Origin of the sequence: Haloarcula quadrata (genome assembly GCF_003634715.1) — an archaeon.
GTDB classification, from domain to species: Archaea; Halobacteriota; Halobacteria; order Halobacteriales; family Haloarculaceae; genus Haloarcula; species Haloarcula marismortui.
The window spans coordinates 2,530,179-2,551,948 of sequence record NZ_RBWW01000001.1; the positions used below are offsets into that span (position 1 = coordinate 2,530,179).

Here is a 21,770-nt window from a genome sequence, read left to right on the forward strand (position 1 = left end):
ACCGCCTTATGGCGATTCAACACAGCCTTTTGAATCGTCTCACCCCACTTGACGATCGGCATCACATAGGCGTAATTGTGCGCGTACAGCAGCTTGAGACAGGTGCTGTTGTAGAAACCTCGATCAAGGTAGACGGCCTTGACGCTGAGGTCAAGGCCGTCAAGGAGTTCAAGAAACTCACCGAGGACATCGCTGGTGGTTTCGCCAGCAACGAGCTGGCGAACCGCCAGCGTGTATCGCTTGTTGCGTACGCGCACGTAGAGCGTTGCATAGGCGTGAAACGTCGTTGTTCCACGCTTGGCCTGTGAGGAGTACAGAGCCTCGGTTTCGTCCTCATCACCGTAGTAGGGATCGAGGTGGAGGTCTGCGCAGACCTCCACCGGTCGATCTGGAAGTGTCTCAAGCGTATCTCGTTGAAGCAGCGTGTCTCCAACCGATTCAACCGAATCCAGTTCAAACTGATCGCTGAGATGTCCACGGACGGTATTAGCGTGTGGTGAGTCGTCAGTCGTTTCGCAGACGTGATTGATCGAGGTCCCGCCGGCGCTGGCGCCGGCGAGGACCTCATAGAGCGTCTCTGCCGTGACCTTGACATTCTCGCCGAGATCTAATGAAAGTTCCTCGTCAAGACTATTGACGACAAAATTAAGCAGGTGCTCTTCTTCTATCTCGCTGTCTGCTTGGGTGGCTTCCACACTCTTCCCAAGTAGACGCTTCCTCTAACCCGATGTGATCGACTGACACTGGGCCGGAAAATCACGTTGTGTTGGTTAGAAGCCAGCAACCGTGGTTCCGACCCAGACGCCAAACACTGCGCCGGCAATCCCCAGTCCCAGCACCGCGTAGTTTGCGAGTGGGTTCTTCGCTCTGACGACGTCGAGGGAGTTGTGTGTTATCAACCGAACTCAGTGGCCGGACGCCAGCCAGTGTGAGTGCGTCTGTGGCGATGTACGACGTGCTGGTTCCAACCGCGACAACGGACCCTGTCACAACCGACACGACAGGTCTGGCAATGGCAGTTTCTGCTGCAAGCGGATCATGGTTACACCAGTTAGCAACGCTACGCCGTGGACTCGCTCTGGAACATATCAACTGTCGCCATCGATTTTGTAATCCATATATCCGATATGTGAAATACACTATACTAATACCTACATTTACAGTCTGAAAGCTGGCTCGAGTGTCTATATATTAATCGCTGATCCCTGAGAGCTTCAGAGGTCGGTAAGATCTGACACACACTTAGTATCAACAAAAATAATCCCAACAGCAGTTTTATCACTCAAAATTCCTGCGGTCGTATATACGGAGCAAAACCCCATCTAAAATTATGTCACTTGAGAACTATCTCCCAGACACAATACGTAAGAGCTACACAAGGAAATTCGCCCTATCGGCGCTCCTCATTCTGGTAGTAATTGGTGCTATTGGAGGATATACACAAGTCGAAGTTTCTAACGGAGTGACAGAACAGCAACAGCAAAGCCTTCTGACAAGCGCGGAAATGGAGGGCGATAGCTTAGAGCAGTGGCTCACTACACAACGACAAAACACGAGGTCTCTGTCAGAGCATCGTGGGTTTGCCAGTAACGAAACTGGGGCACGGGAGACGCTACTCAACAGAAAGGCTGACTTGTCATCGGATGTCGTTGCACTCCACTATATCGAACAAGAAAGCGGTACAATTGTCGCAAGCACAAACTCGGAATTGGAAGGAGGCGGTATTCAGGAAACAAGCATCGTCTGGCCAATGGAGACAGCATATGAGGACCTTACATTCGACAGTCCTGATGAGGTGTCGCGGTCATGGGTATACAGAGATACCAATGGAAAGACATCGATAGCGTTCATCTCCCCAGTGCCAAATTCAGACCGTGCTGTGGTACTAGTCACGCACACGGCTGAACGAGCTGAGGGATTCAGGAGCTCCATTGACGGCACGGAAACCGTAGTTGTTGCTGCTGGGACGACTGATGTCGTGTTCGGTCTGAACGAGTCTGCGCTGCTTTCAGAATACAGTGCACAGGGGTCAGAGCAGATTCTCTCTGCAATTGACCAGCAAGATAAGGGGACGGTAATTACTGCTAATTCCCTTGTTGCGTTTGCTCCTGTCGGCGGAGGTACTGATTGGGTTGCTGTCAAGCGAGCACCGAAGTCTTCAGCACTTGCGCTTCAGCAAACAGTTACAACCGACATCGTCGCGCTGGTGAGCGTGGCGATAGTTGGTTTGCTCCTCCTCGGGTGGTTAGTTAACCGTGGTCCAATCCAGTCGATGCAGGAGCTTACAAACCAAGCAACGGCGGTTGCCGAAGGGAATCTGGATGAGCCGATACGCGATGAGGGTCGTATCGACGAAGTTGGACAAGTTCGAACTGCATTCAGAGATATCAAGACATATCTCGAAGTGGTTGCGGACCAAGCCAATGCACTCTCAGAACAACAGTTCAATGCCGACGTGTTAGAGGAAGACGTACCGGGTCGTCTCGGTGAATCCTTAGACGAAATGCAAGCTGACCTAGAAGGGTTCATTTCAGATATCACTGAGGCGCGAGAAGATGCCCAGCAAGCACAAGCTGAAGCTGAGGATTTGGCAGCATCTCTTGAACGCCGTGCAGAAGAGTTCGGTGAGGTGATGGGTCAGGCTGCAAACGGGGACCTTACTCAGCGGCTTGACGAAAACACCGATAACGACGCAATGGGTGATATTGCGGAGGCGTTCAATCATATGGTTTCGGAGCTTGAACAGACAATTACTAGGATTGAGTCATTTGCCGGTGACGTGAACGGTTCCACAGAGGAGATTTCGGCCAGCGCTGCAGAAATCAAAACCGCGAGCGAGGAGGTTAGCAACGCCGTTCAGGAGATCGCGACCGGTGCGGAAAACCAAAACGAGAACATCCAACAGGTAACAGACGAGATGACGGACATGTCGGCCACCATCGAGGAAATTTCTTCCTCAGCGGATGAGGTTGCAACACAGTCAGAGGCGGCAACTGAAATGGCTGTGGCTGGTCGGGAAAGCGGTCAAAAGGCGTCGGAGAAGATGGCAAACATTGAGCAGCAGACAGCCGCAACGATAGAGCAGGTCGAAGAACTTGCTGAAGAAGTAGACCGAATTAATGAGGTTGTGACACTCATCGATGACATCGCTGAGCAGACAAATATGCTTGCGCTCAACGCGAATATTGAAGCTGCTCGTGCTGGCAACGGTGACGGCGGAACTGACGGAGAAGGGTTTGCTGTCGTCGCTAACGAAGTGAAACAACTTGCCGAGGAAACTCAGGAGGCGACAGACGACATTAGCTCAATCATCGCTGATGTGCAATCAGTCACTAATGAGACGGTTGCCGATATGCAGAAGATCGGAGACCAAATCGAAGACGGTCATACAACAGTCGAAGAGGCTACTGATGCGCTCGGAAATATCGCCAGAAAAGTCGAATCGGCAAATGATGGCGTCCAGTCTATCAGCGATGCGACGGCTGAACAGGCTACCTCAAGCGAAGCAGTCGTCGCAATGGTTGATGAGGTCGGCTCGATAAGCGAGGAAACGACTGCACAGTCAGAAAACGCTGCGGCCTCCGCGGAAGAACAGACTGCATCGGTCACCGAAGTGACCACTAATATTCAAACACTCTCCGAACGAGCCAGTGACCTACGCTCGCTCGTTGGACAGTTTACTACCTCTGGAGAAGTTGATACCAGTGAGACGGGTGAGTAAGGATGTCGCAGTGCTGGCCCCTCTCAGGCAACCGAAGATCGCTCTATGAAGTATCCCTTGGCTCAGATAGCTAACTGACCGCAGACCCGCTCTTCGTAGTGCAGGTGCAGTACTGGGGGGAAATGCGGTCAATGCGTCGGCGGTGATATGCGACGCGATAGTCACAGACCCGACGACGAACCCTGTCACAGCCCATCCCAGAAGGGGTGCGACCGTCACGAGCGTCCCGACCGGAGCGAGCAGGAGACCAACAGCCAGCCCAAACCAGACGTGTGAGTGGGCCTTGGTGCGTGATACCTGGCACGCGCTGGTCGAGATCGGGCACCATCGCGAGGGCGACCGCCGTGGCTCCGGCCATGAGGGCGAGCTCGACGAAGCCGGCGGCAATGAGGAGCGCGCCGGTTGGGGCGACAAAGAGTAGCGCTGCGCCGTAGTGGCCGTTCTGGTACATACAGACCCCATAAGAAGAAACGAGTCACAGAGTAATACGGTTGAGGCCGGTGCGGAGCGCGGTGGCAAACTGGAGTGGTTTCCGTCGACCCCCGGGGGTTCAGGGGATATTGGTGGTCGACGAAAATAGTGAAGTGAAACCGGCCTCAAGACAGGCTGTGTCCCGGAAATCGGGCATTGTTTCAGACGGACCCTTGGGCGGTTGAAGCCTTGCCGAAGCTCGGCAGTGTGCCAGGGTCGATCATCGTTTCAGACGGACCCTTGGGCGGTTGAAGCAAACCCGAGCAGTGGGACTTCGGGTGTGGTGTCCGGTTTCAGACGGACCCTTGGGCGGTTGAAGCGACTGTTCTACCACCTCAAACTCGCCTGTCTCTGCGAGTTTCAGACGGACCCTTGGGCGGTTGAAGCCTCGATAAACTCGGAGAGGGACCGGAAACCCGTCAGGTTTCAGACGGACCCTTGGGCGGTTGAAGCGGGCGGGACCCGAAGCGTGTGCCAGTTATCGCCGCGTTTCAGACGGACCCTTGGGCGGTTGAAGCCGGCGCGTCGTCTGGGACGGCATCAGGGTCTGTCGCGTTTCAGACGGACCCTTGGGCGGTTGAAGCGACCAACTCGCCCGTGAGCCGGTGGCGGAACTGTCCCGTTTCAGACGGACCCTTGGGCGGTTGAAGCACACAGCGGGTGACGCTTACCGATGCCGGTGCGTTGTTTCAGACGGACCCTTGAGCGGTTGAAGCACGTCGAGCGGACCCCCGGCGAGCTGGTCGCCCGCGTTTCAGACGGACCCTTGGGCGGTTGAAGCCGCATAGTGCTGTAATAATGGCCGCCCCGCCTGATGGTTTCAGACGGACCCTTGGGCGGTTGAAGCTCTCGAACGCCCTCGTCGCACCTGGCGATAGAGTGGTTTCAGACGGACCCTTGGGCGGTTGAAGCGTTCGTGGAATTGCGTTCCTGAATTGCCATAATGCATGTTTCAGACGGACCCTTGGGCGGTTGAAGCGACCCGAACGCTGTCGACGGGACGGCTGACGTGGGTTTCAGACGGACCCTTGGGCGGTTGAAGCGGATACAGTTCGTTCGTCGTCGGTGCTTGAGGTTGTGGTTTCAGACGGACCCTTGGGCGGTTGAAGCCTCTATCAACTCCTCTGGCTCAGTCGTTTTGAGTGCGTGTTTCAGACGGACCCTTGGGCGGTTGAAGCGCGCTCGACAGCGTCGGCGGCGCATACGTCATGGGGTTTCAGACGGACCCTTGGGCGGTTGAAGCGAGAGCAGTGGCCGGACTGTCTGGCCCCGTCGGACGGTTTCAGACGGACCCTTGGGCGGTTGAAGCACGCGCCACCCCGAGCGGCTTGTCGTGGGCAACGGCAGTTTCAGACGGACCCTTGGGCGGTTGAAGCACGCAGTGGTCCCGCGGCGGGACAAAGTGGGACAACGGTTTCAGACGGACCCTTGGGCGGTTGAAGCGCCCGGCGGCTACGACGCCGAGGTTCAGTACACCCAGTTTCAGACGGACCCTTGGGCGGTTGAAGCGACCAGATCGGGAGCTTTGAGATCTCTACTGCCAGTTTCAGACGGACCCTTGGGCGGTTGAAGCGATAACCCCGGCGAAGCCGTCTCGAAGGCCCAGGACGTTTCAGACGGACCCTTGGGCGGTTGAAGCCAGTCTACCACGCAGAGCCCGCTGGGGAACTGGACGCGTTTCAGACGGACCCTTGGGCGGTTGAAGCACCTTGGGTTTGCCGCTCTAAACGTCGTTGGGCCGGTTTCAGACGGACCCTTGGGCGGTTGAAGCCCCAGCTTGATCGCCGAGTCGTTGACTGTGGGGGTTGGTTTCAGATGGACCCTTGGGCGGTTGAAGCAGCATTGAATCGGGCGGATTTTGGGCGCTCGCAGTTTCAGATGGACCCTTGGGCGGTTGAAGCTCGACGAACGACAGCGAAGACCGATTTTGTTTGTGTTTCAGATGGACCCTTGGGCGGTTGAAGCCGCGCCGTTGCTCGGTGACGGAGTGCTTGAGCGGTTTCAGACGGACCCCTGGACGGTTGAAGCAACGGGTAAGACATACAAGCTATCACCGAGTCGCCGCGTTTCAGACGGACCCTTGGGCGGTTGAAGCATGTTCGTCGCCTTCTTGGCGGCGCTGGCCGGCCGGTTTCAGATGGACCCTTGTGGGGTTGAAGCATCAACAAGTCGCGGAACAGTCCGTTTTCCGAGCGTTTCAGATGGGCCCTTGGGCGGTTGAAGCTCGCTGTATGCCGCCGTCCCAAGCACGAATGACTGTTTCAGACGGACCCTTGGGCGGTTGAAGCACGTACCGTATCCCGGTCGCTCCGGATGTCCTAGCAGGCCGTGCACAGCCACTCGCCGGCCAGCGTCAGCTTCGATGTGTCGGTCCCGCAGCGGGAGCAGTCGCTCGGCGCTGCGCAGTCGACATACAGCAGTTCGTCGCCGAACTGGTGGACGACGGCGCCGCGGGACGTGACGCCGCACTGCTCGCACTCACTCGGTATTGCTCGCTTCCCTGTTCGGAATCTCATCTGGATTGGTCGCATACATACCGTGACCTAGTGGCTCAACGATATCGTCTTGCTTGAGTCGACCAAGCCGTTCTCGAACGTACTGGGCCGAGTAGCCCGCTTGCTCAGCGATAAGCGGTGCGTTCGCTCGGCCTTCGCGAAGTACTTCGAGGATGGCCCAATCTGCGTCACGCATATCATCTGCGTCCATGATTGGTTCTGCTGTACTCATCTCCGTTGTAAAAGTGGTAGGCTACCGCCGTAAACCTATCGCCAATAACCTACAACCCATAGGTTTATGTTGATGACAGAATAATGTGTATGTATGAAGCGTGGGAGCTCGCCGATGCAGAATTCGGACGGTGCTTCAGACACCGCCCGCGCTTCGACCAACCGAAGCATGAGCCAATCAATTCGCCCCAGCAATCAATCTGCTGGCACGGACCGAGTTTGGCAGTGGATCGACCAGTCAGACGAATCGCAGATCATCCCGGAGACGTGGGCCGACAACGGCGGTCGCGAGGATGCCGACGCTGACGAAGAGCGCTACCACGCTGTCGAGGCACGCGCCGGCCTCCAGCTGGAGTACCGGACCAACGACCGCGGGCAGGCAACCGGCGTCGCCAACCGCGAGCGGCCAGCCATCCAGACGCTGTACGTCACTGCCGACGGCGGTCGCGCTGTTGTCGTCGAGTCTCAGGCCGCCGGCAACGGCGAGACCATTCGGCCGCTGTCGGACTGGCAGGCTGTCATCACTCGGCCAGAGGGCCACGGTGACACTGTCGACGCCGACGCTCGGGATGCGTACCGCGCCGTTGTGCGAGAGCTCTACCCCGAGGAGGTCGAGAACTGATGCCCCAATACCACCCGAAGGCCGACAAGCGCCGACACGAGGCTGTCGACCGCGCCGTCGACCAGTTCGAGTCGGACCTGCTCGCTGACATCGTGCGGGACAAGCTGTACTTCCGCGACGGCGCCATCGTGCGGCTGGCCGATGCGATGGAACGCTGCTACACGCTCAGCGAAGACGACGGGGAGACCATCCTCTCCGAGATGGACGCGGTATGTTTCGATGCCGCCGAGACGATTCGCGAGCAGCTTGATGCTGAGGTGCGGGCCCACGTCCGGACAGCACTGGACGACATCGTCGCCGACCGGGCCGAGATCATCGACCACCACGGCGCCGACGGTCGCGAGGCTGTCGACGAAGCCAAGCGGTTGCGTAACAGCGGCACGCTCTTGGAGGTGCTGGCGTGATGGCCACCGCAGCGACTGCCGACATCGCAGCGCTGGCCCAGCTGGACCAGCGTGACGTGGCCGCGCTGACCGAGCACATGGACATCTACGCTGACGACCCGGCGACCCGCGACGAGCAGGTCGCGGTTTATAACAAAGGCACGCAGTACATCGTCGATCCCGACGCCGGCATCTGTGACTGTCCCGACATGCTGCATCGGCGACCCGACGGCGGGTGCAAGCATCTACGAGCTGTCTGGTTTGCCCGCGGGGACAAGCAGATTCCCGCCGGCGTCGACCAGACAGCGCTGGCGGAACACATCGATGGCGGGGTGTCCCGATGACGGACCCATCGGAAGCGATCGTCGTTCGGCGGACGCCCGCCGGCGGGACCCCGCGCCGGGATCGCTACGAACCCCGCAGCGACGGCCGCTACGATCACGTCGAGGAAGAGTGGACTGGGTGTGCGTGGCGACCCGTCGGCCGGCAGATCGTCGACAGCGTTGTCGTCGTCCAGGAGGTTGACGCATGACCGAGATGCAGTACGGGCAGGGCCGCGTGGACTGGGCTCACGTCGAGCTCACGCCGCTATCGTCGCTACGGCTGGGTGTGTACGTGCCGCTCCCTCGCGACAGACTCGCGTTGTTGGCGTACCGACGGTCGAGTGGCTTGGAGGTCGACCTCAAATGAAGTCCTTCGCTGACCCGTCAACGACGTTCGAGCTCGTCTTTGAGGAGGCCTCGGTCGGGCAGGGCGGGCTGACCGCACGCCGGCCGACCGGCGAAATTCGGTGTACCGAGTGTGGGGCTGTGGCAATGAACATCGATGACTTCCCACACGAGCAGTGGTGCCCACAGCGGTTCGTGCATAGCCGCTGGTACGCTGAGCAACTGCAGGGCTGACCACTTCCTATTCCTGTAGCCTTCGGATGGCCGGCGGTTGGTTACCTAATATTAGCTGTTGTGAATGTAGTGACTCTACTTCTTATTGTGAGCGGTACAGAGAGTATCCGTAACCTGATTAGGGGCAACTTATATGAAATCCGTCAGAGGGCCGGTGAAACATGCAGAGGTCGAAGTCAGCACGAGCAATCCAGACAGAATGCCCTACGCAGAATCCATTCAGAACGGATACAGCACAGCAACCCCGTGTTCGGATCAGAACTGGCGAATCAGTCGGTCAATACCACTCACTTATCGGGCAGTCCAGCAGTATCGAACTCAAATCGAGCACCGCCGTCTCGCCCGTCGGTAATCGCTACCTCCCAGCCGTGGGCCTCTGCGATGCGCTTTACAATCGTGAGACCGAAGCCTGTTCCGCCACTTACAGACGTGTGGCCTGGTTCGAGTACCGCGTCGCGGTCACTCGGTGGAATTCCTGGCCCATCATCTTCGACATAGAGACAGTCCTCACCACAGCGTCCAACCCAGACCGTTACATCCTCGCCCCCATGTTCCACTGCATTGCGGAACAGGTTCTCGAACACGTGTTGGAGCCGGTCGTGGTCCCCACGTAGCGTGAACTCGTCCTCGATTTCGAGCGTCGCTTCACCTGTCTCTACCCCTGCCCAGCATTTCCCGATCAGATCAACGACCGATATCGGATCTGTCCCACCAACAGTTTCGCCCTGTCGAGCAAGCGTCAGCGTATCTTCGATAATACTCTCCATTCGGTCCAGCGACCTCACGAGCGGAGTGAGGTGTTCCTGCAACTCGTCGTCGTCCCGCTGTTGCAGAATCGCCGCCCGTCCCTGAGCGACGTTGAGTGGATTTCGGAGGTCGTGAGAAATCACGCTTGCAAACTCGTTGAGTCGACTATTCTGTCGGTGGAGTTCCTGCTCGCGTTCTTTGCGTTCGGTAATGTCCCGACTGCTTACTAGTATCCCATCGATCACATTATCATCAAGACGGTTTCGAAGCGTTGATTCGATCCAGCACCACGAGCTATCAGCTCGCCGAAACCGTGTCTGCACCCTCTTCGTTTCAGCAGGATTGTCGAGCACATGTTCGACAGCATCCGCAACAGCTCCTTGGGTTTCTTCTGGTTGATACCTGAACCCGTTGGCACCGATCAACTCCTCTGGGTCATGTCCCAGAACATCTTTGACAGCGGAACTAACGTACGTTATCGTTCCCTCTGGATCGATAATCGTAGCGATATCGGTCGAATTTTCAATAATCTGTTGAGAACGGTTTAGTTCCTCTTCGCGTTCTTTGCGTTCGGTGATATCCTGAAACGTTCCGTGGACGGCAACGATTTCGTCATCCTCATACCGTGGTTCACCGCGCGTGCGGACCCAGCGGACCTCGTCGTCTGCGGTGACAATCCGCAGCTCCAGGTCGTACGGTTCGCCTTCAGTAGTGAGTCTGTCGAAGGCTTCTCTGATAGTGTCTCTACCGTCCGGATGATAGAACTCGATCGCCTCTTCAGGTGTCGGGTTCGCATCCAGTGGCAGTCCGTGGATGCGATACAATTCTTCGGACCATCGCATCCGCTCGGACCGCAGGCTAACCTCCCATCCACCAACCTTTGCGACTGCCTGTGTCTCTTGCAGGAACTTGCTGGTCCGTTCAAGTTCCTCTTCACGTTGCTGGCGATTGAGTTCCGTCCCCATCCACTGTGCCATAATCCGGACGAACGACTCCTCAGCGTCTGTGATTGCTTCCTCACGAGACTCAGATCGGGAGAAATTCAAGGTACCATACCGTTTGTCCTCGACGAAGACTGGAACCCCGATGTAGGACTCGATCCCTTGCTTTTCATACGCCGGATGGTCTTTGACACCACCATCAGTTGCGCTGTGAAATGAGACGGGGCCGTCAGCATCATAGACCAACGAACAATACGTATCGGTGAGATCGAACGAATCTCCGGAGGTGATGCCTTTCGAAGGGTCAACGACGTTCCGGACCGTGTACTCAGAACCGTCGATCTCCGAGAGGATTCCAACATCGAGATCAAGATACGTCGTTCCCAGATCGAGCAGGTCAGTTATCTGCTGGTTGACTGTTCGCTCTGTATCGGTTATGATCTGAGCCAACGATTCCAGTGCGGTATTCTGTTCTGTGAGCCGTTCTTTGTTCTCTTTGAGTTGCCGTTCGGCCTGTTTGCGTTCGGTAATGTCAGTCGAGACGCCACAAAGAGCCATAACCTCACCATCTTCGTCGTACACAGGTGATTTACGCGTCAACCGGACAGTGTTCCCGGAAGTTGTTGGGACTGTCTCCTCTATCTCAATCACCTCGCCGTTCTCGAAGACCCGTCGGTCGTCTGTTCTGACTTGCTCAGCCGTATCTGGTGGAAAGAGGTCCTCATCGGTCAATCCGACGATGTCTTGATCTTCTACGTTGAACAGTTCACGGCACGCCTGATTCATCATGAGATACTGGTCGTCGGCATCCTTCAGAAATACCGCTGCGGACATGGTTTCCATGACAGTCTCAAACCGCCGATGGATGCGCTTCAGCTGCCGTTCTTGCTCTTTCTTTTCTGTCATGTCCCGAGCGACGCCGACGATTTGGGTGACTTGGCCGGAGTCGGTGATCGGGGTGAGTTTTGTCTGCCAGTCACTCGTCCCACCAGGTAACTCTAATTTCTCTTCGTACTCGATGGTTTCTCCCTTTTCAACGCACTCTTGATAGTTCCCTGCGACAACAGTGCCCTGTTCGTCGCCAAGAAGTTCCTGTGGGGTCTGTCCGCGTAGTTCATCTTCAGAAAGGCCAGATTGCTCCTGATGTGAGGCGTTATTTCGCCGGTAGGTAAACGTGTAGTCTTCGTCTGATTGTTCAACGTCGATCAAAAAGGCTGCATCACTCATTTCACGGAAGATCGCTTCGTAAACACTTCTTGACTCGCCGGCGGTTGCTCCCCCTCTGTCCATGTTCGAATTATCTTCCATATGGCTCATTTATTACACAGAGGAATTTAAGGAAGTGCTGAATGCGCGCTCGATCTTTCATCACAATCAGTACATTTCTCTGAACTGTTAGAAAATCTAGTCGTCAATAGGCACGCGTACTGAGAAGGTGTTTCACTCTGTCCGATCAAATAAGGAACTCCCCTGACAACTGACAGCAGCCAAGATTCGGACATCACGCACCCATTTATATACCACGCTATCATCAGCCGCTGACATGATTGCGGACCGGTCGGTCTTTGACGACACGTACGCCCCGCAACGCCTCCTCCACCGCGATGCTGCCGTCGACCGGCTTGCCACTGCGCTCGCGCCCACAAAGCGCGGCCAGCAAGGCGACGATCTCCTCATTGAAGGGTCGCCCGGCGTCGGGAAGACTGTCCTGGCGCGACACACACTCAGCCAGCTGTCCGAGCGCCACGATCTCGACTACACCCACGTCGAGTGTATGGGGGCGTCGACGGCGAGCATCATCCGAGAAGTACTGGCAGCGGTCGGGCCCAAACCCGCTACCAACACACCACTCGAAGACCTGTGTCTCTCCTTGCGCGGGCGTGTTGAGGACCCACTCGTCGTTGTCCTCGACGAGGCTTCTGACATCCACGACACCCATCCGTTCTAGTCTAACTTGATTCGGCTGACAGAGATTGTGCCAGAGCTGGTGATACATCTACGGTGAATAACTGGCGCTGAAGATTCGATCTGCTCGTGTGTGACAGCCTGAACTTCTCTCAGGAGGAAGAAGCACTGAATTGCCCATCTGGACCGAGTAGCGCAGCTAACCAGCGACGCGAATCCAGCGTTCTCGCTGGATTACGCGAGCTTGGCGTCAAACGAGTTGTACTGTACCTCCTCAAGCAATAAGGTACGGTGAGCGTTCGGGTTCAATCCGTCGTTCATCAGCGATTTGACGAGACTTGGCGTCTCATAGCCGAGTCGCCGAGCGACTCGGCGGAGTATCCGATCATTCCGGCGGCTCACAGCCTTTGCCCAGCGCTCTCGTGGCAGCAGTGACGACGGCTCAATGTCGTCGTCACTGCAGTTGTCTTCGAGAATCTCGATGAACAGTTCTCGAAGTGTCCGGCTCACAATGAGTGAAATGAGGCTGATCAGAATGAGCGCTTCAACGACCTCTGGTTTGGTTGTATCCATCTTGTCAAGGGCGTATGTAGTCTTGAGTTCACGGAAGAGAAGCTCTACTTCCCATCTAGCTTGGTAGAGCTTTGCGATATCTGAGGCAGCGTAGTCGTCAGCTGGAAGATTCGTGATGTAGAGGTGGTACTGCTGTTGGTCCTCGTTCCAGACACCAACGACGCGAAACGTCTCAACGGCACGGCTGCGCGTGCCGTTGTAGACGCGTCGCTTGAACTCGACCTCGCTCTTGGCATCAATCACGTCACGATGCAGATCGTCCAGAATATCCTGAACTTTTTCTCCCTCCAGAGAAATGGCGTTGCCACGCCATTCCCTGAGTTCGTCGACGATCTTCGGTTGTGCGTTTGGCTTCAACCGCGTCAGGAACCAGCCGCCGTTAGTGTCGATCAAGTCCATCGTCCGGTACTCGAAGTACGCCTGATCGTACAGCAGCAGTGCGTTCTCCAGCCATGGTCCAGTCGACAACTGCGTTGACTCGTGCGTGCGAGCGTCTGTGATAGAAAACTCGGTAGGGAGGCCTGTACTGGTTGATTCGACCACGTGGAGCTTCGCTCCAGCGTGGTCGTCACCAAAGCCAGGGAACTCATCAAACAGCTCCTGGAACAGCGTAATGACTGTCATATCCACGATGAAGACTTCACGGAACTCCTCAAACCGTCCTTGGAGACGGTCGCTCTCGTGATCGAGGTCCTCAAGGGCCTCCTTGAGGACCTCTCGAAGGAATGTACACAGTTCAGGCGTGAACCACTCGTAGAAGGATGAGTACCTGATCGTGCCACCAAAGGTATCGATGTAGGTTTGGCGGAACGCTTCGATTGTTCTGTGCCCGGCTGAGAGAAATCCGAGCGCAAGCGCCCAGAACAGAGCGTCAGCTTCCAACTTCCCGCCGTCGCGCTGCACCAGTCCGGTTGCGCGAGCCAGCTCGCGCAGCCGGCTGTTTGGAAAAGTATTCACCAACCGCTCTTCGATTACCTCATCCGGTGGTAGTTTCATTCACTTTCCACCGGTTTCTCATCCCGGTAACATCTGGTGGTTTTCCTGCTAACTCAGCCTTAGCCTAGAACGGATGCCACGACACCAAGGCGCTCGAACGGCTGGCCGACGTCACTGGCATCTCGCTGGTGATCATCTGCTACGACGCTGCCGAGTGGCTGACCCACGCCCCCGGACGGATCACCCACCGGTTGCACGGACAGACGCTGACGCTGGATCGCTACGGCACCGATGAGCTGGCCGACATCCTCGAACCCCGCGCCGAGAAGGGACTGGACCATGGTGTCGTTGCCCGACGCCAGCTCGAAATGATCGCCGACGAGGTCGCTGGCATCGCCCGCTTCGGGATCTACTCGCTGCTGGCCGCAGCGACGCTGGCACAGGATCGGGATCACCACACTGTTCGCGATGAGGACGTCGCCGGCGCGTATCCACTGGCCCGGGAGTGGATGCGGCAGGCAGCGCTGGACTCGCTGTCGTTCCATCATCACCTGCTCTACGCGCTGGTACGGGACGCCGGGGAAATCGACGGCGAGACGCTGCACGACCGCTACGACGCTGTCGCCGACCGAGCGTACGACGGCCGCTCGCGAACGCCACTGGCGGAGCGGTCACAGCGCCGGAAGCTCCGGAAGCTCGATGAGTACGACCTTGTTGAGCGGCTGGGCTCAACGCGGGATCGTCGGTATACGGTTATCGACCAGAGTGTCCGGTCCGGCTACGATATCGACCTGAGTAGAGTACTCCAATCTGGCCTGCAAGATTGACTACTGTGCGGAGGTTCTCTCAGGCCGCTGGGTGAGTGCTAAATCATGTACCTGCAGGACATCGAAAAGGGTGCTGCGGCTGATGTGTGTCGAGACTTCAGCCAACTGTTGTCGAATTGTGAGCCGACAAGCCGATGGCGGATAGGCCACTGTCGTCGGTATCGGCCGTTTCGAGTATATCCTCACTCATCTGAAAGGCTGAAATAGCTACGGTCAATGAAAAGTTGAGAGAACTCCAGCGTATTACCCAAAAGAAACAGCACCTAAGTCTTATTTACGTGACTAACAGTAATGTACCTAGCACAGCCGTTCGGCCACATAGGAAGATTCCAGAACAATGGCAGACGATATCGATACCAGATCCCCTAATAAATCGTATTCCGATACGGATACCTCCCACCACAGGACTGTAACTGAAGAAGAGTATCGCGATGACCTGCCTTTTGACCCTGAATCAGCGGGTTCTGACGAACTATTTGAAGCGCTGAGCGAAATTGGTAAGTATAGTACTGGATGCAAAGACCAGATCTACGAGTTGGCATATAACCATTTTACGCAGGGTATAGATCCCAGTGATCTAAAAATAAAGAATGGAGTATATCTGAGACAAATTATCGAATATGCTAAATCAAGTAGACCAGAGTGGACTGATTCACTACAAAAGTTCGAAAGTCAGTTTTTTGAAGGAATTGAAGATAGTAACTTCACTTCCGGCAATACGCGCTCAGCTATTGATGATCCAATTAGTCCAAACCAGGCGAGAGAGTATTTAGAAAAACGGAAGCGGCAGTTCACCAGCGCCGCTGAAGCAGCTTTTGGATCTTCTAATGAATCAACAAATAAGGTCCTGATTCGAAAGGCACAGAAGGCATATCTTTGGAATATATGGTGGTCTATTCAAAACTCTGAGATCGAAGACCAACCAAAATTAGTCCAAAAGGTTGTGCATACTAAGCAACTAAGTGCATGTCAATATTGTGGACGAGAGCAAGGTCTTATCGGAAAATACGATATCTGGTTGTGTAGACAGTGCTTTCAAAGCCTTGCATCGAATATGGGTTTTAGAAAATATAGTTAGATCAAGTCTCAAGATCTTTTATTGCTTGGATCCCGATATAAGACTTCGCTAGTTTTTCACCTTCCTCTCCGTCTACACTTTTTTCAATCACTTCAACAAACAGTCCTTCGTCATTAAAATTTGAGTGAGCAAATTCACCAATAATATAGGCCAAATTCTCTACCCTTTGTCCAGGAACTAGTCCATCATCACAGCAGCCTTCTGCAAATGTTTTAATGGGTTCGTCCTTCTGGCTATACTCATCTCTCAATAATTTTAGATCATTCTCATCAAAAATTTCTTTGTGCCATCCATCCTCAGGAGCCTCCATCTTGACTCAACATTAGCGTTCACTCGTTCAAAATAATATGGGATAGCCAGATTGAGGCCCCAGTTATGATTATCATTTGTATTATAAATGCTAGTAATGGTAGGACGCCTATATCAAAGTCAAAGATATCGGAAAAAACCCTGAGAGAGATCGTAGCTACAGTTATAATGACTGATCCTAAGATCACCAAAATTCCGTACTTCAACGGCTTCAACCTGAGAGGAGATATAGAATCTCGATTCATTGATCTGTATTCGCCGAGCAGAAAGATCAGGATCACAAAGTCTAGTGAGAGTGATATGCGGAGGATCATGCTGATCTGATTAAGGACACTATTACTGATCATGACCACAGTCTATGTATAACTCCTCCTGTCATAACAGCACATCACTGAGCTTTGTTTAGACGTGCTATGGTTTTCGGAAGCCAGGTGGTATGCTGATATTGTTTCAGTTGTACCGCCCACGCCACGACCAGACCCACCAAACGAACAGCGGATAATATCGATGGGCATCGCGTCCCGATTATTCGGACATCTAGCACCTTTTTAAGCAATATCCACCCCTCGGTGTGGCGTGTATGCCACAGAAAATGAGTATCCGGGACTACGCCGGCAACGAAGTTGAAGTGCGCCAGCTGGGCCGCAGCGAGGACGGTCACCGACTGAAGGTCACGCACCCCGATGGCCGGCGCTGGATCTGCCAAGTCAGTCTGTCTGGCGAGATGGACGTCGAGAGCACGTACCGCGATGGGGAACTCGCCGATATCGAGACGCCCGACTGGTTGGAAGACGAGCTATCGTTGATAGCACAGCCCGCGTGAGAATGTCAGGACTCGTCGGTGAGTTTGCGCTCAATGGTGTCTTCGAGTTCATTGGAGCTCCGGTCATACTTGTCGATGTGATCCAGAGCAATTCTACCAGACTCGGTGAGCTCGTAGACGCCGCGTCCGATATTATTGACGAGTCCGTAGTCTTCAAGCTGGTTCAACCGCTTGGTGACTGTTTTCTTGTGTCGGCCGATCTCGTCGGCGATGTTGGCCCCGAGATTTCGACCGTCCCGCAGCTCCGTAAGGATCATTTCGTCTGTCGGGAGCTGCAACAGCATCATCTCATCGGTAGCGAGGGCCATACATGATACTGTTGGTAACACCGCTGTATAGAACTACTGGTAGGCTCACTTTAGGGTGCTACTACCAGTAACATTAATAGCGTAAGGATACACTTACAACTCGGAGGCCGTTGGGTCATCGCCCTAAAACGACCCCTCAAATGGTGTTAAGGGCACCTCGGGGTCGTTGGCTTCCGGTGCACGAAAGCCATGAACAAAGACGGACATCGGGCTCTTAAAACTGAGCCCAACGAGAGCGGCATAGCCGACCGTGCAGACGGTCGTGATAATCCAGAACAGAGCAGTACTCAGAAGGCGGACTCGCGTGACACCGCGAGCCACTTGGAGAGGACTCAGATAGGCACCAGCCCCTCCATTAGCACCGCTGGCCCACAGGCCGATAACACTGTCCGTGCCTGCCCTGAGTGCGACACGACGGGCATCTGCAGGCGGGCAAAGAACAAGATGCGCGGCCGGCCCGCACAGGCGAAGTACGCCTGCAGTCACTGTGGGGCTACGTTCGATGAGCCCATTGAGCGCGACCGCTACACGGACAACGGCGATCCCGGCTACCTCGCCGGAGAGCTCGCGAAAGCTGATCCTGACGCTGTCAGCGCCGACCACGTCGGCGAGCCGATGACCGATGGTGGCATGACCGACACGGCCGCTGCGAACATGGTTGGGACCGTCCTCGACAGCGCGTGGGACGGTATGACCCCTGACCAGCGGGCGGATTTGAATGCTGTTGAAGACTACCTCCGCAATGACACCTCCGCTGACTACCAACACACCGACACCCGCATCGAGGCCGCCTCGAAACTCCGCACGCTCGCGGATGATCTCGAACGCGCGGCGCGACACTCGGTGGCCGACGATGTCGACGTGTCCGTGTATGTGACCGTCGAGGAGACGTTCCGTGGCTCGTGGGGTGATGACTGATGTCGGAACCCTCCGTGTGCGCCCGCGAGCGCCAGCACACCCTACCAGAGGAGATGGCTTGCATCGAAGACCCGACCGGTGTGCTGCTCGCGCCGACGGCCGACATCCAGCTCACCACGCTCGCGAACGTCACGGTCGCGACGACTGAGTCCGAGGCGTGGATCAAGAGTAACGTCGTGGTCGAGCGGGAGGCGTGGTGCTGATGGCCGGCGCAATCACCCGTGACGAACGACGCCATCGGATCGAGCAAGACGACGGCGACCTCGACGACACCGTCTACCGAGTCCGGACAAGCGGCCGCGGCGACATCTGCTACCACGACGACCCGGACTGTGCCGACCTCACGGCCGACGACCCAGCGGACATGACCCGGCGGGAGTGTCACCGCCGGCTGTATCCGGCCTGTACGAAGTGTGTCCTCGACCAGCCACACGGCGGTCGTAGCGACCAGCGGCCCTCGCTGCGGCACAAACTCGATGAGGTCGACTACGAGTTCGAGTGGGACCGCAAGCACGGCGAGGAGGTGGCGTAGATGGCAGCCACATCACGCCAGCCTGCGACGCGAAGCCACCCACCGAACGAGGACCTCCCGTGGGATCTGGACCAGCTCCCGCTGCCGGCCGACCAGTCCGCGACCGACGCCGCACTGGCCGCTCTCGATGAGGCCGACAACGGGCAGCGCAAGACGGTCAAGCGTGTCCGGGCGGCACTGTGTGGCGAGATTCCCGCCGACGAACCGCGCCCGATTGACTGGCTGCGGGCCATCCAACACACCGGCGGCGACCTCGTCGTAGTGACCTGGTCAAGCGCTGGGTTCAACGAGATCGAGTACGTTCCTGATGAGGGGCGGTTTTTCGTCGCCGGCTACTCGTCGCTGGACCGACTCCAAGGCGAGGACCCATACTTTCGCGAGGTCGCTACCCGGTCCGCTGCGAAGGATCTTCTCCATGGAGCGCCCCGGGCTGTGACCACTGACGAAGCCACGCTGGTCAAGAGAGGTGCGGACTGATGGCGGTCGCTGACTGTCAGGACTGCTCGTGGTCCGAGACTGCGCAGGATCTCGTGTCGGTGAGCGACGAAGCCGAGCGCCACGAGCGCAAGGAACGGCACGATGTCGAGGTCAAGCGCGTTGCGACGGACGGTGGCATGAGCCGTCGCGACGCCATCGCGACCACTACCCAGCTGGCCGGTGTCGGCGACCAAGACACTACCTGCCCGAACGGGACCGTCGGTTGTCCCGGGAGCGGCGACATTGACGCGCTGTGTTATGACTGCTTTTTCCGAGGTGAGGATTCATGAGTGTCGATACGAACACCACAGACGCAAAACGCGACGACCGACTCGAAACGCTGTACAACGTCCACGAAGAGCTGCAGACCATCGCCGAGAGCGACGTTCCCTACGCCGAATATGCGGAAAACTGGCTTGCGTCACTTCGGGAGGCTGGCTACGATGTCTGAGTCACTCGTCCAGTCCTTCGATACGGATAGAGACGTCGTCGCCGATTTCAGCTTCGACGGTCGCGATGGCTTCGGCAAGGTCGCTGTCGGCGGCGACCATGCTGTCCATCGCATCCTGTCGCTGTCGTTCGGCCCCTTCGGCCGCGGTCTGGGAGAGGACTTGGCCACACCACACGCAGGCGTCTTTCTCCCGGGGCGTCTTCTGCTCGCAACGCGGGCAGACCAGTGGACCGACGGCATCGGGTTCGTCAGCTTCGACATCAAGGCCGTGGGCACGGGCGATCTCCCGCTCGCTGGCGTCGTCGAAGACGGCGATGTACCGGCTCGCGATGTCGGATCCACGCGTCCAGCCGTGGTGTTCTTCGAGGTGGGCCTGCGAGACGCCCTGCGAGGCGAGATAGCTGGCCGAGGACTTTCGGAAGTGCGTCGGCGTGACGGTCTTGTCGACGCCGGCGCGGTCGGCGACGTCTTTCAGTGCGTCACGGACACGGTTGTTCGAGATGCTCTCTGGCGACGAGAGCTTGCACCACAGCGGATCGGTATCGCCGCCGGGATGATCGTCGAGCCATCGGCGGACATAGGGGACCGACGGGACGAGGACGGGCGACCGGCGACCGTTCTTCCCGTTGAGTGTGACCTGCAGGCCGTAGTCGTGATCGACGATATCGCCGGGCGTGAGGTCGTAGAGCTCGCCGGGGCGGGGGCCCAGATCCCATGCGAGGGCGACCAGTGCCCGGTCGCGGGAGTTGAGGCAGGCGTCCAGCATCGGCTGGATATCGTCGGCCCAGTCCAGCATGGTTGCGGGGTTCGGTGCCGGGTCGTAGTTGTCGGGATACCCGCCGGGGACCCACTCGACAGCGTCCGGGTACTCGTCACCGTCGGTGACGATCTTCCCGATAGTGCGGAACGCGACGCGGTAGTCCTTGTTTGTCTCGGGACTGCCGGTCTGTTCGGTGTTGATCCACTGGACGATATCTTCCGCGGCTTCGCGGTCGTCGACGCCATCGGCGAGCCCGCCGACACGCTTCGCGATGATGAGCCCACGCCGCAGCAGGAACTCGTGGCGGTGGTCGGAGAACTCACTGGGGCCCAGCAGGCGGATCTGCCGGTCGAGGTCGAGGAGGAGGTCCCGGTCGGCGTCGCTGATGTCATAGTGACCGTCCTCAAGGCGGTCGACCATGGTGTCGACGGCGCTGGCGGGGTTGTCGGTCATGTAGACAGTGCCACGGGCGACGGGCATGTAAAGCTCGGGTATACTGCCCTCCCCGGGCATTTTCCAGATCACATCGACAAGCAGCCAGTAGCGTCTCTATCTCGGATTCGGGAACAGCACTACACCAGTCCGAGCGGCGGTGTGCCGAGCAAGCAGACTGCGTCGTCAACGAGTTGTTCTCAAACGCCAGTACGTTTGCTCCGACTGCTCGACGCATTACTGTCGCTCCGTGAGAAAAGAATCGCCAGCGATTAGCCAGATGAGAGCCCGTTACCGGGGAACTGCTGAAATACGGACTCGAAATCGTCAATCTCTGCGGCCGTGGCATCGGCCCTTTGGCGGAGTTCTTCGAACCGCTTGTTGACGGTCTGGTATTCATCGCTTGCTTCGAGTTGTGGTGTGTTCTTCTGGGTTTCTAGTGTCGCCTTCTTCGAAGCTACGGCGAAGTACTCCTGAACCTGGTCGTCGTACGTGGTTCGGATAAGCATCTCCGAGACGGTGTCGAGGAGGTCCTCGCGGCTGACCGGCTTGGTCAGATACTCGTCGAAGGGCATCTCGACAATGTCGAAGTCCGGGTCGACGGCCGTCACCATCACTACTGCGGGGTCGATACCCCGTTCTGCGATAGTGTCGAGGACCTCGTCACCACTCATGTCGGGCATCTGTCGGTCCAGAAAGACGACGTCGACGGACGCGTCGGCTAACTGGAGCGCCTCAGTACCGCTGTGTGCGGTCCGAACGTCGTGTGCGGTCAGCAGCCACGTCGAATACAGGTCCGCGATATCTTGCTCATCGTCAACGACGAGCACCGTTGCCTCCTCGGTCTCACCACGCTTTTGCACTTGTTGTCCCTCCTGTCGACTCACGCACTGCTCTCACGGTGACTTTCCTGAACAGCAAAATAAAG

Annotated in this window: 26 protein-coding genes, 1 pseudogene and 1 CRISPR repeat array; of the genes and pseudogenes, 18 read left to right on the top strand and 9 right to left on the bottom strand. The window is 56.9% G+C overall.

Annotated elements, in window-relative coordinates:
• Positions 1-29 precede the first annotated feature (29 nt).
• A pseudogene (locus tag BDK61_RS13010) lies at positions 30-695 on the bottom strand (ISH3 family transposase); the annotation flags it as partial.
• 75 nt (positions 696-770) lie between these two features.
• Entirely contained in the window at positions 771-899 is a 129-nt protein-coding gene (locus tag BDK61_RS24205; protein ID WP_279629714.1) for a hypothetical protein, read from the bottom strand.
• Between the two features lie 431 nt (positions 900-1,330).
• Here BDK61_RS24205 and BDK61_RS13020 point away from each other — a divergent pair, with 431 nt between their 5' ends.
• Complete coding sequence (locus tag BDK61_RS13020) at positions 1,331-3,721, top strand: methyl-accepting chemotaxis protein (RefSeq protein ID WP_121303442.1); 2,391 nt, start codon at positions 1,331-1,333, stop codon at positions 3,719-3,721.
• Positions 3,722-4,007: 286 nt separating this feature from the next.
• Entirely contained in the window at positions 4,008-4,142 is a 135-nt protein-coding gene (locus BDK61_RS24210) for a hypothetical protein (protein ID WP_279629715.1), read from the top strand.
• Between the two features lie 208 nt (positions 4,143-4,350).
• Positions 4,351-6,480: direct repeats of the CRISPR family, unit length 30 nt; unit sequence GTTTCAGACGGACCCTTGGGCGGTTGAAGC.
• A gap of 190 nt (positions 6,481-6,670) precedes the next feature.
• Here the strand turns inward: BDK61_RS24210 and BDK61_RS13030 are convergent.
• Entirely contained in the window at positions 6,671-6,919 is a 249-nt protein-coding gene (locus BDK61_RS13030; RefSeq protein WP_121303443.1) for a winged helix-turn-helix transcriptional regulator, read from the bottom strand.
• A gap of 93 nt (positions 6,920-7,012) precedes the next feature.
• On the opposite strand from BDK61_RS13030, the gene BDK61_RS13035 reads away from it, so the two are divergent.
• From BDK61_RS13035 to BDK61_RS13055, 6 genes are read left to right on the top strand one after another with little or no spacing between them, the layout of a single operon-like run.
• On the top strand, positions 7,013-7,540 hold the full coding sequence (locus BDK61_RS13035) for a hypothetical protein (RefSeq protein WP_121303444.1): 528 nt from the start codon (positions 7,013-7,015) through the stop codon (positions 7,538-7,540).
• Positions 7,540-7,944: a hypothetical protein gene (locus BDK61_RS13040; protein WP_121303445.1), complete on the top strand. Its 405-nt coding sequence runs from the start codon at positions 7,540-7,542 to the stop codon at positions 7,942-7,944. Before BDK61_RS13035 ends, BDK61_RS13040 begins: the two co-directional genes overlap by 1 nt.
• Positions 7,944-8,267, top strand: a complete 324-nt coding sequence (locus BDK61_RS13045) for a hypothetical protein (protein WP_121303446.1) — start codon at positions 7,944-7,946, stop codon at positions 8,265-8,267. The genes BDK61_RS13040 and BDK61_RS13045 overlap by 1 nt, the downstream gene beginning before the upstream one ends.
• On the top strand, positions 8,264-8,455 hold the full coding sequence (locus BDK61_RS13050) for a hypothetical protein (protein ID WP_121303447.1): 192 nt from the start codon (positions 8,264-8,266) through the stop codon (positions 8,453-8,455). Before BDK61_RS13045 ends, BDK61_RS13050 begins: the two co-directional genes overlap by 4 nt.
• Entirely contained in the window at positions 8,452-8,613 is a 162-nt protein-coding gene (locus tag BDK61_RS23460; RefSeq protein ID WP_167467383.1) for a hypothetical protein, read from the top strand. Before BDK61_RS13050 ends, BDK61_RS23460 begins: the two co-directional genes overlap by 4 nt.
• Positions 8,610-8,825: a hypothetical protein gene (locus tag BDK61_RS13055; protein ID WP_121303448.1), complete on the top strand. Its 216-nt coding sequence runs from the start codon at positions 8,610-8,612 to the stop codon at positions 8,823-8,825. The genes BDK61_RS23460 and BDK61_RS13055 overlap by 4 nt, the downstream gene beginning before the upstream one ends.
• Before the next feature lie 287 nt (positions 8,826-9,112).
• On the opposite strand, the gene BDK61_RS13060 is transcribed toward BDK61_RS13055, so the two are convergent.
• Positions 9,113-11,821, bottom strand: a complete 2,709-nt coding sequence (locus BDK61_RS13060) for a PAS domain-containing protein (RefSeq protein WP_167467384.1) — start codon at positions 11,819-11,821, stop codon at positions 9,113-9,115.
• A 235-nt stretch (positions 11,822-12,056) separates the two neighbouring features.
• On the opposite strand from BDK61_RS13060, the gene BDK61_RS13065 reads away from it, so the two are divergent.
• Positions 12,057-12,461, top strand: coding sequence for an AAA family ATPase (locus BDK61_RS13065; RefSeq protein WP_244209788.1), 405 nt, complete (start codon positions 12,057-12,059; stop codon positions 12,459-12,461).
• Between the two features lie 191 nt (positions 12,462-12,652).
• Here the strand turns inward: BDK61_RS13065 and BDK61_RS13070 are convergent, their stop codons facing one another.
• Positions 12,653-13,987 carry an IS4 family transposase gene (locus BDK61_RS13070; RefSeq protein ID WP_244209691.1) on the bottom strand — a complete coding sequence of 445 codons (1,335 nt, stop codon included), beginning with the start codon at positions 13,985-13,987 and terminating at the stop codon, positions 12,653-12,655.
• Positions 13,988-14,115: 128 nt separating this feature from the next.
• On the opposite strand from BDK61_RS13070, the gene BDK61_RS13075 reads away from it, so the two are divergent.
• Both BDK61_RS13075 and BDK61_RS23870 read left to right on the top strand, forming a co-directional pair.
• The gene (locus tag BDK61_RS13075) at positions 14,116-14,754 is read left to right on the top strand and encodes a Cdc6/Cdc18 family protein (protein WP_244209789.1); all 639 of its coding nucleotides are present in this window, start codon (positions 14,116-14,118) and stop codon (positions 14,752-14,754) included.
• 943 nt (positions 14,755-15,697) lie between these two features.
• Positions 15,698-15,832, top strand: coding sequence for a 30S ribosomal protein S14 (locus BDK61_RS23870; RefSeq protein ID WP_230458848.1), 135 nt, complete (start codon positions 15,698-15,700; stop codon positions 15,830-15,832).
• Position 15,833: 1 nt separating this feature from the next.
• Here the strand turns inward: BDK61_RS23870 and BDK61_RS13085 are convergent, their stop codons facing one another.
• Positions 15,834-16,142 (bottom strand): hypothetical protein, encoded by a 309-nt coding sequence (locus BDK61_RS13085; RefSeq protein ID WP_064287709.1) that lies wholly within the window; start codon positions 16,140-16,142, stop codon positions 15,834-15,836.
• A gap of 579 nt (positions 16,143-16,721) precedes the next feature.
• Between BDK61_RS13085 and BDK61_RS13095 the strand changes: the two genes are divergently transcribed.
• A complete protein-coding gene (locus BDK61_RS13095) occupies positions 16,722-16,964 on the top strand; it encodes a hypothetical protein (RefSeq protein ID WP_244209790.1) in 243 nt (80 codons plus the stop codon).
• A 5-nt stretch (positions 16,965-16,969) separates the two neighbouring features.
• Here BDK61_RS13095 and BDK61_RS13100 read toward each other — a convergent pair whose 3' ends face one another.
• On the bottom strand, positions 16,970-17,272 hold the full coding sequence (locus tag BDK61_RS13100; RefSeq protein ID WP_121303452.1) for a hypothetical protein: 303 nt from the start codon (positions 17,270-17,272) through the stop codon (positions 16,970-16,972).
• A 444-nt stretch (positions 17,273-17,716) separates the two neighbouring features.
• Between BDK61_RS13100 and BDK61_RS13105 the strand changes: the two genes are divergently transcribed.
• The 6 genes from BDK61_RS13105 to BDK61_RS23465 are packed head-to-tail and all read left to right on the top strand — an operon-like array spanning position 17,717 to position 19,650.
• Positions 17,717-18,190 (top strand): hypothetical protein, encoded by a 474-nt coding sequence (locus BDK61_RS13105; protein ID WP_121303453.1) that lies wholly within the window; start codon positions 17,717-17,719, stop codon positions 18,188-18,190.
• On the top strand, positions 18,190-18,393 hold the full coding sequence (locus BDK61_RS13110; RefSeq protein ID WP_121303454.1) for a hypothetical protein: 204 nt from the start codon (positions 18,190-18,192) through the stop codon (positions 18,391-18,393). Before BDK61_RS13105 ends, BDK61_RS13110 begins: the two co-directional genes overlap by 1 nt.
• The gene (locus BDK61_RS13115; protein ID WP_064287741.1) at positions 18,393-18,722 is read left to right on the top strand and encodes a hypothetical protein; all 330 of its coding nucleotides are present in this window, start codon (positions 18,393-18,395) and stop codon (positions 18,720-18,722) included. The genes BDK61_RS13110 and BDK61_RS13115 overlap by 1 nt, the downstream gene beginning before the upstream one ends.
• The gene (locus BDK61_RS13120) at positions 18,723-19,199 is read left to right on the top strand and encodes a hypothetical protein (protein ID WP_121303455.1); all 477 of its coding nucleotides are present in this window, start codon (positions 18,723-18,725) and stop codon (positions 19,197-19,199) included.
• Positions 19,199-19,489, top strand: a complete 291-nt coding sequence (locus BDK61_RS13125; protein WP_121303456.1) for a hypothetical protein — start codon at positions 19,199-19,201, stop codon at positions 19,487-19,489. The genes BDK61_RS13120 and BDK61_RS13125 overlap by 1 nt, the downstream gene beginning before the upstream one ends.
• Positions 19,486-19,650, top strand: coding sequence for a hypothetical protein (locus BDK61_RS23465; protein WP_167467385.1), 165 nt, complete (start codon positions 19,486-19,488; stop codon positions 19,648-19,650). The genes BDK61_RS13125 and BDK61_RS23465 overlap by 4 nt, the downstream gene beginning before the upstream one ends.
• A 1-nt stretch (position 19,651) precedes the next feature.
• Here BDK61_RS23465 and BDK61_RS13130 read toward each other — a convergent pair whose 3' ends face one another.
• Both BDK61_RS13130 and BDK61_RS13135 read right to left on the bottom strand, forming a co-directional pair.
• A complete protein-coding gene (locus BDK61_RS13130; protein ID WP_244209791.1) occupies positions 19,652-20,863 on the bottom strand; it encodes a tyrosine-type recombinase/integrase in 1,212 nt (403 codons plus the stop codon).
• Between the two features lie 251 nt (positions 20,864-21,114).
• The gene (locus BDK61_RS13135) at positions 21,115-21,705 is read right to left on the bottom strand and encodes a HalX domain-containing protein (protein ID WP_121303944.1); all 591 of its coding nucleotides are present in this window, start codon (positions 21,703-21,705) and stop codon (positions 21,115-21,117) included.
• Positions 21,706-21,770: the final 65 nt, after the last annotated feature.